This window comes from Sphingorhabdus buctiana, from assembly GCF_042680825.1.
In the GTDB taxonomy this organism is placed as follows: domain Bacteria; phylum Pseudomonadota; class Alphaproteobacteria; order Sphingomonadales; family Sphingomonadaceae; genus Sphingorhabdus_B; species Sphingorhabdus_B buctiana.
Genome location: NZ_JBHUEL010000011.1, coordinates 256,156 through 268,429, shown reverse-complemented (window position 1 = coordinate 268,429; position 12,274 = coordinate 256,156). Strand labels below are relative to the sequence as shown.

The following is a 12,274-nucleotide window of genomic DNA, read 5'->3' as shown; positions in this document are numbered from 1 at the left end:
TTACGCCCAGCAAAAGCAGAAAGTGCATAGATCCTATTTGGTTCCAGAAATGCGACGAATGGAGTTGGTTACGACCGAATTAGTCAATGTTACACATTGAAAGGTGAGTTGAAAAAGCTAGATACAACGCCAACAAAGCCGGACAACGATCCGGCAAAAAACGGGTTAGTTGAAAAAATGGAAGACAGGATTGTCATTGCCCTCGGCCTTTTGGCCGCGATGCTTGCAGGCGGCACTTGGTTGGTGATCGCCCGGATCAGGGCGCGGCGCGCCTTTGAATATCGTCAATCGGGCCGCGGCAAAGGACTCGACTGATCGGTCAGCGGGACGGATATTTTTCCGCCATGTAAGCTAATGAGCGATGACATAACTGCTCCAGTACCGCTGGGTCCACATCGGCAAGGCGCTTGATGTAGAGGCATGATTTGCCCGTTTTGTGTTTGCCAAGGCGCGCCAAAAGTTCGGAATGCCCTTCGAAACCATCGATCAGGTACAGCACGGTCTGCCCCTTGCGCGGTGAAAAGCCGATACGACACATATCGCCCTCACGTCCGCTTTCATATCTGTAGTGATAACTGCCGAATCCGACGATCGACGGGCCCCACATTTTGGCGGGCTCGCCCGAAAGCTTCTCCATCATCGCCCTGATGTTTTCCGCATCGGAGCGCTGGCTTGAGTCCGCGACGGCAGCGATAAAGTCATCTACGCTGACATCGGTTGCCTTGGTCTTGTTTTCGGCTCTGGTCATGATCTGCCCTCCACGGCGGCATCATATGCCCTTTAGGTGATCAAGCCAATTCCCCACCTTTTGGGCCCCAAAATATTACCCAGGTTGAGAAATCATCGCTGAAATCCTCGAAACGATGTGCGATCCCCGCTTTGACAAACAGGACGTCATGCGGAGCGAAGGCGATGCGCTCCTCGCCATTTACGAACCAGCCAGTTCCGCTGGCGATGATGTATAGTTCATCTTGATCATGCGGTGTCTGGTCGTCGATACCGGAGGGTACATAAAGTCCGACGCGCATCGTGCCGTGACGGATCGGATAGTGGAACTGCTGGTCTACGGGCTGCGTCGCCAGGATCGCGTCGATTGCGCTTTTTGAACTTTGCCATGTCATCCGATTGCTCCCTTGTTCAACGCTGCAATCCCTGCGGCCAGCGCATGGACGCGTTCGCGAAAGTTCGCGGGCGACAGGATCACCATTTCGGCCCCGATCATCAAAATTTCGCGCGCGCCATGATCGCTATTCTCAATGGCGATTTCGGCAAGTGCCCAGCCGTCATCGCCGATTTGCGCCGATCGCGCGGCCGCTGCCCCGCGCGGTGACAGCGCCGCCAAGCGCTTGAGTCCCAGCGGGGAAAGCCGGAGCGTCGCGATTTCCGAGAAAAGTTCAGTCTCGAACCGCGCCTGCTCGGTTTGCCACCAAGCAGCCAGATCAAAGTCACCGGGGCGTTCGAACTCTTCATCAAGCAACGCAAGCGACTGGATATCGGATATGTTGAAAATCCGTACTTTTCCATGCCCGCGCCCCACCAGATACCAGTGCCCGGCCTTGAGTACGAGGCCCAGTGGTTCAACCCGCCAATCCGCCCGCGCCTTCCAACTATCATAGGTCATCGTCAGCAAACGCCGGTCGAGCACCGCGCGCGCGACCCGCGACAGGAAGGGTGTCGGGCGGGCGGCCCGGTACCAGTCGCGACTGTCGAGGTGGAAACGTCCGGCGATGCGGTTGGCCTCCTCGCTGCCTGCCTTGGGCAGCGCGGCAAGCAGTTTGTTGCGCGCCCGGGTTGCTGCATCGCCGAGCCCCATGGCCTGTGCCTCGCCCGGTAGGCCGATCAGAAGCATCGCCTCGGCCTCGGATGCATCCAGCCCGGTGAGTTTGGTACGATAACCGTCGAGCAACTGGAATCCCCCGCCTGGTCCGCGATCGCCGTAGACCGGGACACCCGCTGCGCTAAGCGCATCGATATCGCGATAGATGGTGCGGACCGAAACTTCGAACTCCTCCGCAAGTTCTTCCGCAGTCAGCCGTTGCCGCAGTTGCAGCAGGATCAGGATCGACAAGAGGCGGCTGGCTCGCATTTATTTCATGTAGCAAAAAATAACTGACAAATCCTGTCAGTTATTGGGCTGTATCGCCGCTCTTTCTGTATCTGAAAAGAGGCTGGCACATGGAACGACGGACTGTCTTGCAAGGTGGCACTGGTTTGCTGCTTGGCGCGCTGGCTACCGCTTTATCCGCACGCGCCGCATCAGGAGGTATTATGGAAACACCGATCGACACCGATTACACGCCCGCAGGCAAAGGCATTATCACCGGCAAAGGGATGGGTGATTTCGACTTCCTCGCGGGTGAGCGGCGCATCCGGCACAAACGGTTGAAGGATGGCACCAAGGACGAATGGCAGCGGTTCGATAGCGGTGCCACCGTCCACCGCGTCCTCAATGGCATGGGCAGTATCGAAGAGCTGCGCAAGGCCGATGGCAGCGACATGGGCATGGGCGTGCGTGTCTGGTTGCCGCAGGAAAAGAAATGGGCCGATCATTGGACCAGCGCCGGTAACGGTGTGGTCAACCCGCCGCAAAAAGGCGAATTCATCGATGGGGAAGGCGTTTTTATTTCGGAAGACGAGGTCGAGGGGGTCAAGTGGCTGTATCGCGGCGTGTGGGACCGGATCACTCCAACTGGTTGCCGCTGGCACCAGTCTACCTCCAGCAATGGCGGCAAGAGTTGGGAATGGAATTGGTGGATGGAATGGACCCGGATCTAGGGAGGCGGCATCAATGATTGAGAAGCTTTGTTTCGCTGTTTTAGCGCTCATCCATATCGTCCCCGCGTCTATGTTATTTCGGCCGCAGGCGATAGGGCGGCTCTACCGCATCGATGCGATTGGGCCGCTGCTCGCACTGCTCCAGCATCGCGCGGCATTGTTTGCCATTGTTGTGCTCGCGTGCATTTGGGCGATGGTCGATCCCGCGTCGCGCCGCCTTGCCGTTGCGGTGATCGCAACGAGCATGCTCTCCTTCCTCGCAATTTACTGGCATGCGGGATCCCCACCGGCACTCAAAAGCATAGCGCTGGCCGATCTGGCGGGGTTGCCTTTTCTGGCGATCGTGGGTTGGATCGCTTTTGCTCGATAGCAAAGCGGGACTTGTCAAAACATCGGGCGGCGCATAAAGCGCAGCCGTCATCTGGGGAGTAGCCAGCCGTTTCCATAGGGAAGCGGGACATGCATCAACATATTTGGCCGAGAGGCCATGGTGCATGTGGGGCAGCGCAAAGCTGCCCAAGGCGAGACCAATGGCATCGGCGGTCCGTTCCGGCTGGGCGGGGCTGCTGGTGGCATTGCGTCTGTTTCCTGCCCGGCCCCGGAAGTGTTTCATGGAAGCTTTTTTCACCTCCACGGCCATCGTCGCCTTTGCCGAAATTGGCGACAAGACGATGTTGCTCGCCATTTTGCTGGCCACGCGGTTCCGTCAGCCCTTGCCCATCATTCTGGGCATATTGGCCGCCACCCTTCTCAACCACGCGCTGGCGGCTTTCGCAGGGCAACAGGTGGCCGGTTTGCTCGACGCGCCGTGGTTCCGCTGGGCGGTTGCGTTGGGTTTTGTCGCAATGGCACTCTGGACATTGGTGCCCGACAAGATCGATGATGATGCAGGCGAGGTCAGCCACAAGGGTAGTGTCTTCCTGACAACCACCATCGCATTTTTCCTGGTGGAAATGGGCGACAAGACACAGATCGCAACGGTCGCATTAGGCGCGCAGTATCAATCGGTGTTTATGGTAGCCGCTGGAACCACGCTCGGCATGATGATCGCAAATGTGCCTGCGGTCTATCTGGGTGAAGAACTGGTCAAACGCGTGCCGCTCAACGTCATGCGCTGGATCGCGGCCGGTCTGTTCTTGGCGCTTGGTGTCTGGCAGATATGGGGCTTGGCGGTCTAGGCGGTTGCGCGCTTGGCTCCCCCCTGCTAGCGGCGCGCGCGACGATTTTTGCGCAAAGGTTCCCCAATGAAAGATTCGGTCAAACGCGTTGTCCTTGCCTATTCGGGCGGTCTCGACACCAGCGTCATCCTGAAATGGCTGCAGGTCGAATATGGCTGCGAGGTGGTGACCTTCACCGCAGACCTCGGACAAGGGGAAGAACTGGAGCCGGCGCGCAAAAAGGCCGAGTTGATGGGTATTCCAGACCATCACATCTACATTGATGATCTGCGTGAGGAATTTGTCCGCGATTTCGTCTTCCCGATGATGCGCGCCAATGCGCGATATGAAGGTGATTATTTGCTCGGTACTTCAATCGCACGCCCGCTCATTTCCAAGCGGTTGATCGAGATTGCATCCGAAACCGGTGCCGATGCCATCGCGCATGGCGCGACCGGCAAGGGCAATGACCAGGTGCGTTTCGAGCTGTCGGCCTATGCGCTCAACCCGGATATCAAGGTGATCGCTCCCTGGCGCGAATGGGATCTGACCAGCCGTACCCGCCTTATTGAATGGGCAGAGCAGCACCAGATTCCGGTGCCAAAGGATAAGCGCGGCGAAAGCCCCTTTTCGACCGACGCGAACCTGCTCCACACCTCGTCCGAGGGTAAATGCCTTGAGGATCCGTGGGAAGAAACGCCCGACTATGTCTATTCGCGCACCGTCAACCCTGAGGACGCGCCCGACCAGCCCGAATATATCACCATCGATTTCGAAAAGGGCGATGGTGTTGCGCTGAATGGCGAAGCGATGAGCCCGGCGACGTTGCTTGCCGCGCTAAACGATCTCGGCCGCAAGCATGGAATTGGCCGCCTCGACTTGGTCGAGAACCGCTTCGTAGGGATGAAATCACGCGGCATGTACGAAACACCGGGCGGCGAAATCTATGCTCGCGCGCATCGCGGCATCGAAAGCATCACGCTTGATCGCGGCGCAGCGCATCTCAAGGATGAGCTGATGCCGAAATATGCAGAGCTCATTTACAACGGCTTCTGGTTCTCGCCAGAGCGCGAGATGCTGCAGGCAGCCATCGACCATAGCCAGGCCAATGTTTCGGGCACGGTTCGGGTAAAGCTCTACAAGGGCAGCGCCTCGGTCGTTGGGCGCAAATCGCCGAATAGCCTGTACAGCGAAAAGGTTGTGACCTTTGAGGATGATGCGGGCGCCTATGACCAGAAGGATGCGGCAGGCTTTATCAAGCTCAACGCACTCCGCCTGCGTTTGCTGGCGCGCCAAGGCAAGGCCTGATAAAGGCGGCCGATGGATTGGCCGCTTTTCAACATCTGCCTGCTGACGCTGGTGATCCACCTTATCGGCGCGCTTGCCTATGCCGCGCGTATTGCCGGAGTACGGACGCACAAGATTGCCCTGAGTTTTGCGTTGTTCAATGTGCTGGTGCTGGTGTCACGGACTTCGAACAGTTTCCTCGGGCCCTTCCTCGCAAAGCGGATCGAGAATGCGATTGCCGATGGTACCGGCGAGCGGCTTCTGATGGATATGCGGCTGGTGCTGCTTTCGGCAACAGTTGCCACCATCCTCGGCGCACTGGCTGTGCCAACCGTGCAACGCTGGTTCACTGCGGCCATTGATGAATTCCAGCACCATCGCTCGGTTGCCAAGCTGGCGTGGAGCGCGCTGACGCCCAAGGGTATGAAAACGGTGGCACGCGCTGTGAAACTGCCGAGCAGCCAGCACCTCAAGCTTTGGACCAAACCCGCGGCGGTTTCCTGGCGGGTGATAGCGATGAATGTGGTCGCTCAAGCACTGCTGACGGTCGGTGTGATCGCGTCGCTTTATGCCGGCTACCTCCACCCCGAATTCCGCGTGACGGCATCGCAATTGTCGGCGGTGGTCAATGGTTTTGCGACCATCCTGCTCTTCGTCCTCATTGATCCTCAACTCTCGGTCATGACCGACGATGTTGTTGAAGGCCGCGTCAGCCAGCCCGAATATCGCCGTACTATCGTCTGGCTGTCGATGAGCCGGATTGCCGGCACATTGCTGGCGCAGGCGATGCTCGTACCTGCGGCAGCTTTGATCGTCTGGGTGGCTGTGCGCGTCTAGGCGGTTTGGCAATCGCTTTTTTAACCCTTTTCCGCTATTTGCGGCGATTGTGACCAGGGCAGAAACCACCAGTATCGATATGCGACCAAGCTCGGCCGTTAGCACGGCTGTCGGGCTTGCAGGGCTTGCCGGGTTGGCACTGTGGGTCTTCATCGCGCGCAATTTTGGTAGCATCGCTGCATCGCTAGGCTATCCCGGATTGCCTGAGCGTGCTGCCGGGCCCTATGCAGCGCTGATCGCCGTCGTCGCCTGCGGCCTTCCAATGATCCTGTGGTCGTTATTGGTTGATAAGGTTCATCGCCGTCCGTCCACAGGCCTCGATTGGTCGCTCAAACGGCCGGTCGCCGAAGTGCTCGATACCAGCATCATCAAGATTGCCGGGCTCTGGGCGACATGGGCGGGCATTGCCGCGCTTTATATGCTCTGCCGCTGGTATTGGGCCGGGCAGTATCTGTTTTCGATGGAGGTCTTCACCCTCATCGCCATTCCCTTGGTGATCGTCTCGGTGCCTTATGTCGTCTGGCTCGATCGCTACATGGTCGACCCCCGCGATGGCGGTTGGCACTTTGGCGCGTGGATCGCTGGACGTGACGATTGGGATGGAGAGGAAATTCGCCATCATTTGCGCGCATGGGCGGTAAAAGGTTTTTTCCTGGCTTTCATGGTCTCGATTGTCCCGCCGGGATTCCGCGATCTGGTAAACATGAACTTTGCCGAGGTCTGGCAAAATCCGGTGTGGCTCGCGAACGCGCTGATCACGACGATGTTCGTGGTTGATGTGCAGTTCGCAACGGTCGGTTATGCGCTGACGATGAAGCCGCTTGATGCGCATATCAGAACTGCCAACCCATATCTGTCCGGTTGGGTAGCGGCACTGATCTGCTATCCGCCCTTCATCCTGATGAACAATGGCGGGCCGCTCGACTACCATGTCGCGACTAGCGATTGGGCCTATTGGTTTGATGGGCAGATGGGGCTTTTGTGGTTCTGGGGCGCGATCCTCGTCATCTTGACCGCTATCTATGCCTGGGCGACGGTTGCCTTTGGCTTGCGTTTTTCGAACCTGACGCATCGCGGGATTTTGACGCACGGCCCCTATCGCTGGACCAAGCATCCCGCCTATCTCAGCAAAAATGCCTATTGGTGGCTCGCCACCTTACCCTTCCTTGTCACCAGCGGCAGTATAGCCGACATGGCGCGCAATACAGCGCTGCTCGCACTGGTGAGCGCGGTCTATTACTGGCGTGCCAAGACCGAGGAAAAGCATCTCATGGCTGACCCTGCCTATGCCGACTATACGGCATGGATGGATCGCAATGCCCCAATCACGCGCGGTTTCAACCGGCTGCGCAGGCTGCTTGGTTCACGGGTCAAGGCAAACGCTCCGGCGCACCCTGCCGAATAGGGGTTTAATCGCGCGATTAATGTGATAGCCTCTTCCCCACTTTGGAGGAGGAGAGTCGGCCATGCATGATATGGTTATTCGCGGCGGAACGATCGTCGACGGCACGGGCGCAGCGCGTTTTACGGGGGATATTGCAATCGACAACGGCCTGATCAGCCAGGTCGGCAAGGTCAGCGGCAGCGGCAAGGAAGAGATTGATGCCACCGGCATGATCGTCGCACCGGGCTGGGTCGATGTGCACACCCATTATGACGGCCAGGCGACTTGGGACCAGGAAATGGCCCCATCAAGCTGGCATGGCGTGACCACTGTCGTCATGGGCAATTGCGGCGTCGGCTTTGCGCCTGCCAAGCCTGACCGGCACGAATGGCTGATCAGCCTGATGGAAGGCGTCGAGGATATTCCGGGCACCGCCTTGTCGGAAGGGATGAGCTGGAACTGGGAAACCTTCCCTGAATATCTGGACGAGCTGGAGCGGCTGCCGCGCACCGTCGATATTGGCACGCATGTGCCGCACGGCGCGGTGCGTGCATATGTGCTTGGCGATCGGGAACAGCCGGGCGCCGTACCCACTGCCGAGGACATCGCCGAAATGTCCCGCATCGTCGAGGAAGGCGTGCGCGCCGGGGCGCTCGGTTTTTCGACATCGCGTACCATCCTGCACAAGTCGATCGATGGTGAACTGGTGCCGGGTACTACTGCGACCGCAGAGGAACTGATCGAAATCGGGCGCGGAATGGGCCGGGTCGGCTATGGCGTGTTCGAAATGGCCTCTGACCTGAAACGCGAGTGGAATGAATTTGAATGGATGGGTGCGCTCAGCCGCGAAACCGGCTTGCCGGTCACCTTCGCCGCGCTCCAGTCGATTGCCAAGGAACTGCCGCTCGACGAGCAGATTTCCGAAATGCGTGCGCAGAACGATAATGGCGCCAATATCGTCGCGCAGATCGCGCTGCGCGGCAATGGCATCATCATGGCGTGGCAGGGAACAGTGCACCCCTTCCGCTTCTCACCCGTCTGGGCCGAAATTGACGCGCTGCCATGGGATCAGCAACTGGCGAAACTCAAGGATCCGGAGTTCCGCCAGCGGATGATCGACACACCGTCCGAAATCCCGGATGTCGACGTCGCCGACCTGTACCGGATCATCGCTGGTGGTTGGATGGTCCAATATGAAATGGGGCCCGATTTCGATTACGAGCCTACCGCTGCGGACAGTATCGCGGCGCGGGCGGCTGCGGCTGGCAAGTCGGGCATTGAATATGCCTATGACTTGCTGATGAAGGATGACGGCAAGGGATTCATCTATTTTCCCATCCTCAACTATGCCGACGGCAATCTCGACTTCCTAGAGGCTTTGCAGGAATCGGACGACACGGTGAACTCGCTCTCCGATGGCGGCGCGCACTGTGGCACCATTTGCGATGCAGCCTCACCCACCTTCATGCTGCAGCATTGGGTGCGTGATCGCAAACGCGGCAAGCGTATCAGCCTCGAAAACGCCGTGAAGCGCCAGTGCCGCGATACAGCCGTGCTCTATGGCCTCGAAGATCGCGGCGTGCTTGCACCTGGCTATCTTGCTGACATTAACATCATCGATTTCGACAAGCTGAAGTTGGGTAAACCTTGGCTCGCCTTCGATCTGCCAGCGGGTGGCAAGCGCCTTCTGCAAAAGGCAGAGGGCTATCGCTATACGATCAAGTCGGGCGAAGTGACCTTCAAGGACGGCGTGTGCACCGGCGTGTATCCGGGCGGCCTGATCCGTGGGCCGCAACGCGTCGAAATGGCGATCGCAGCCGAGTAAGCATCGCCCAATTTTTGCGGACAAGTCGGGGCGTTCAATCGGGCGCCCCGATTTTTTTGTGCCTAATTTTGCCTTAACCCCGCCTCTGGGCACGAAGTTAACCAGCCTTCGCGATATGTTTCTTCACTAGAAAAAATGGTCTTTTGTTCAGGAGGAAATGAACATGTCGCCCGATACCGCCTTGGTAGCCGTCACCGCTCTCGGTTTTGCGTCGGTGTTCCTCGCGCTGGTCATCGGCCTCAGCGATGGCGACGCAAAGTCGCTGGTGTCGTCGGTCGCAAGTTTGACTCCGGCCGCGCGCAAGCAGGCGCAGCTTGCCCACCTGAAATATCTGACGGGTATTGCCGATGAAGCCATCGAAGCACGTCGCAACGGCAAAAAGCTGGGGCGGTGGGAAGATGAGAAACTGAGTTAGAATCGGGGGCGTCCTGGTCCACCTGCGGAAAGCCTCTCCCTAGGCTCCGCAACGCTCCCCGGTGAATGGCGGTCGTGTCGTACCCCCGGCACGACCGCCCTTTGTTTTTGCGGCCTTAGTTTTCCTGCGGCTCGGTCTGGTTGACCCGGCGAGGTCGTTCATAATCGCGACCTGGCCTTGCAGTTCTGGGTTGGGCAACTGCGGGTGCAGGTGCAGCCGACTGTTGCGACTGGGGTTGCTGCGGTGCCTGCCAGCCCCTGCGATTGCCATCGCGCATGCGAGGAGTGCTTCCTTCAGCCCCCCGTCGCCAGCCGCGGCCATCTCCGCGACCTGACGGTTGTTCGCTTTGCGGTATCGCGACGGGCGGTACGGAGGGCGACGCGTTCTGGCCGTTTTGAGGCCAGTCGCGCCGACGTTCACCGCGCCCATCGCCGCGACGATCTTCGCGCCTGCGATCGCGGTGCCAGATGTCCGCCTGTCCGTTTCCAACAGCGTTCGGATCGCGGTAACTGTCGCGTCCGCGACGATCGTCTACCCGTCCGCCATGTTGCTCGGGCCAGCCGATATTGCCATTGGCGCCGCCATAATTGCGGCGACGATCGCCATCGCGATATCTGTCCCGGCCATCGCGGCGCCCGTGATGCTCGCGGTACCATTCGTGCCGCTTTCCGGCCCAATAGCGACGGTGATGGTCGTACATCCGATAGCGCTTTCCGCCGCGATCAAAGATGTAGAAGCCATAGCCGGGATACCAGTAATCCTGGTACCATCCACCGCCATAGCCGATATTGTAAAAGCCGTAGCGATAGTCGCAGTCATAATAGCGATCGAGCGGGCTGTAAGGATCGCAGTCATAGCGATCATAATAGCTGTAGCCGTCGTCGTAATAGCCAAGGCCAACACCTGCATCATAATAGCAGGCTGAAAGCCCCATTGTAGCCAGCCCCAAAGCCGCAATCCGGGCGGCCATTTTTGCGCGCAATCCACTCATCAGAATTACCCCAATTGGTGCCTGCAGCTTCTGTTACTCATTTGGCCGATTCGCAGGCACGGTCCATCGTAGGTGCGGGATTGCGCTTCGCCAGTTGAATTGCATCTGAATGGCGTCGTTGGCTGGCGTTCAGCTTCGTAAACAAGCGTGAAGCAACCCGCTTGCGCCTTGTTAACACTAATGGCAGTAAGCGGCATTAATCGAATAATTAAAACAGACCGGAGACCTCCCCCATGGCACTTGCCAGCAGCGAAGCCGCAAATCCGCATTGGACGCCCCGCGCGAAACCTGAAGCGCTGGATCATATCCCCGGTGAAAATGGCCTGCCTTTCATTGGCAACACATTCCGCATCCTGCGCGATCCACCGGCCTTCATCAATTATATGATCGGCAAATATGGCAAGGTGTATCGCTCGAGCGCCTTTGGAGCAGTCAACCTCTCGCTGATTGGGGCAGAGGCGAATGAGCTGATGCTGTTCGATCGCGACAAGCTGTTCTCGTCTGAACAGGGTTGGGGCCCGGTGCTCAACCTGCTTTTCCCGCGCGGGTTGATGCTGATGGATTTTGACCATCACCGCATGGACCGGCGCGCGCTGGGCATCGCCTTCAAGCCAGAGCCGATGCGCGGATATGTTGCCGACATGAACCGCATCTTCGCCGAGCAACTGCCCAAATGGCGCGGTGACATGCTGTTTTATCCTGCGATCAAGCAACTGACGCTTGATGTGGCGGCTGACGCCTTCCTTGGCGTGCCGCTGGGGCCAGAGGCGGACAAGATCAACAAGGCCTTTGTCGACATGGTTGCCGCATCGATTTCACCGGTGCGCCGCCCATTGCCCTTCACGCAAATGGGGCGCGGCGTTGCTGGCCGGAATTACCTGATCAACTATTTCGGACCGCAGATTGAGGAACGGCGCCGCAACCCCAACCGGCAGGATATGTTCAGCCAATTCTGCCGCGCCACCCGCGACGATGGGCAATATATGACCGATAGCGAAATCGTCGATCATATGAACTTTCTGATGATGGCCGCGCACGATACCATCACCTCGTCAGTAACGTCGATGATCTGGCTGCTCGCCAAGCACCCTGAATGGCAGGAAAAGGTGCGCGCCGAATGCCTGTCGATCGCGCCTGCCGGCAGTGCGATTTCGCCTGATCAACTCGATTCCTTCGAACTCACCGAATATGCGTTCAAGGAAGCGTTGCGGATGATCCCGCCTGTGCCTTCAATCCCGCGCCGCGCGCTGCGCGACTTTGAATTCATGGGCTATACCATCCCCAAGGGAACCACCGTCAGCATCAACCCGACGGTCACCCACATGATGCCCGAATATTGGGAGAACCCGGAAATATTCGATCCGATGCGTTTCACGCCCGAAAATTCAAAAGGACGGCACAAATATGCATGGGTGCCCTTTGGCGGCGGCGCGCATATGTGCCTTGGCCTGCACTTTGCCTATATGCAGATGAAGCTGTTCATGCACCATTTGCTCACGCAGGTGCGGGTGGAGGTTGCCGAGGGCTACGATCCTGCATGGCAGGCCTGGCCGATCCCGAAGCCCAAGGACGGGCTCCGGGTCCGGATGGTTCCGCTTTAAGT

14 protein-coding genes and 1 riboswitch are annotated in these 12,274 nt (G+C 58.5%); of the genes, 10 read left to right on the top strand and 4 right to left on the bottom strand.

Annotated features, from left to right (window positions below):
• Positions 1-96: 96 nt before the first annotated feature.
• Positions 97-315: a hypothetical protein gene (locus ACFSAG_RS13870; RefSeq protein ID WP_381515945.1), complete on the top strand. Its 219-nt coding sequence runs from the start codon at positions 97-99 to the stop codon at positions 313-315.
• 4 nt (positions 316-319) lie between these two features.
• Here the strand turns inward: ACFSAG_RS13870 and ACFSAG_RS13865 are convergent, their stop codons facing one another.
• The 3 genes from ACFSAG_RS13865 to ACFSAG_RS13855 are packed head-to-tail and all read right to left on the bottom strand — an operon-like array spanning position 320 to position 2,086.
• Positions 320-748: a DUF1801 domain-containing protein gene (locus ACFSAG_RS13865; protein WP_381515942.1), complete on the bottom strand. Its 429-nt coding sequence runs from the start codon at positions 746-748 to the stop codon at positions 320-322.
• Positions 749-788: 40 nt separating this feature from the next.
• A complete protein-coding gene (locus ACFSAG_RS13860; RefSeq protein WP_381515940.1) occupies positions 789-1,121 on the bottom strand; it encodes a cupin domain-containing protein in 333 nt (110 codons plus the stop codon).
• Positions 1,118-2,086 (bottom strand): helix-turn-helix transcriptional regulator, encoded by a 969-nt coding sequence (locus ACFSAG_RS13855; protein WP_381515937.1) that lies wholly within the window; start codon positions 2,084-2,086, stop codon positions 1,118-1,120. Before ACFSAG_RS13855 ends, ACFSAG_RS13860 begins: the two co-directional genes overlap by 4 nt.
• 89 nt (positions 2,087-2,175) lie before the next feature.
• On the opposite strand from ACFSAG_RS13855, the gene ACFSAG_RS13850 reads away from it, so the two are divergent.
• From ACFSAG_RS13850 to ACFSAG_RS13815, 8 genes are all read left to right on the top strand, one after another.
• On the top strand, positions 2,176-2,775 hold the full coding sequence (locus tag ACFSAG_RS13850; RefSeq protein ID WP_381515934.1) for a hypothetical protein: 600 nt from the start codon (positions 2,176-2,178) through the stop codon (positions 2,773-2,775).
• A gap of 13 nt (positions 2,776-2,788) precedes the next feature.
• Positions 2,789-3,145 carry a hypothetical protein gene (locus ACFSAG_RS13845; RefSeq protein WP_381515931.1) on the top strand — a complete coding sequence of 119 codons (357 nt, stop codon included), beginning with the start codon at positions 2,789-2,791 and terminating at the stop codon, positions 3,143-3,145.
• A 40-nt stretch (positions 3,146-3,185) separates the two neighbouring features.
• A riboswitch (yybP-ykoY riboswitch) is annotated at positions 3,186-3,375 on the top strand.
• A gap of 11 nt (positions 3,376-3,386) precedes the next feature.
• A complete protein-coding gene (locus ACFSAG_RS13840; protein ID WP_381515928.1) occupies positions 3,387-3,953 on the top strand; it encodes a TMEM165/GDT1 family protein in 567 nt (188 codons plus the stop codon).
• A 66-nt stretch (positions 3,954-4,019) separates the two neighbouring features.
• Complete coding sequence (locus ACFSAG_RS13835) at positions 4,020-5,240, top strand: argininosuccinate synthase (protein ID WP_381515925.1); 1,221 nt, start codon at positions 4,020-4,022, stop codon at positions 5,238-5,240.
• A 12-nt stretch (positions 5,241-5,252) separates the two neighbouring features.
• On the top strand, positions 5,253-6,056 hold the full coding sequence (locus tag ACFSAG_RS13830) for a lipid II flippase Amj family protein (RefSeq protein ID WP_374612962.1): 804 nt from the start codon (positions 5,253-5,255) through the stop codon (positions 6,054-6,056).
• Positions 6,057-6,135: 79 nt separating this feature from the next.
• Complete coding sequence (locus ACFSAG_RS13825; RefSeq protein WP_381516192.1) at positions 6,136-7,461, top strand: methyltransferase family protein; 1,326 nt, start codon at positions 6,136-6,138, stop codon at positions 7,459-7,461.
• A gap of 61 nt (positions 7,462-7,522) precedes the next feature.
• Entirely contained in the window at positions 7,523-9,265 is a 1,743-nt protein-coding gene (locus ACFSAG_RS13820; protein ID WP_374612960.1) for an N-acyl-D-amino-acid deacylase family protein, read from the top strand.
• A 163-nt stretch (positions 9,266-9,428) separates the two neighbouring features.
• Entirely contained in the window at positions 9,429-9,680 is a 252-nt protein-coding gene (locus ACFSAG_RS13815; protein ID WP_374612958.1) for a hypothetical protein, read from the top strand.
• A 115-nt stretch (positions 9,681-9,795) separates the two neighbouring features.
• Here the strand turns inward: ACFSAG_RS13815 and ACFSAG_RS13810 are convergent, their stop codons facing one another.
• Positions 9,796-10,671 carry a hypothetical protein gene (locus ACFSAG_RS13810; protein ID WP_381515919.1) on the bottom strand — a complete coding sequence of 292 codons (876 nt, stop codon included), beginning with the start codon at positions 10,669-10,671 and terminating at the stop codon, positions 9,796-9,798.
• Between the two features lie 233 nt (positions 10,672-10,904).
• Between ACFSAG_RS13810 and ACFSAG_RS13805 the strand changes: the two genes are divergently transcribed.
• Complete coding sequence (locus ACFSAG_RS13805; protein ID WP_374612954.1) at positions 10,905-12,272, top strand: cytochrome P450; 1,368 nt, start codon at positions 10,905-10,907, stop codon at positions 12,270-12,272.
• The last annotated feature ends 2 nt before the right edge of the window (positions 12,273-12,274 follow it).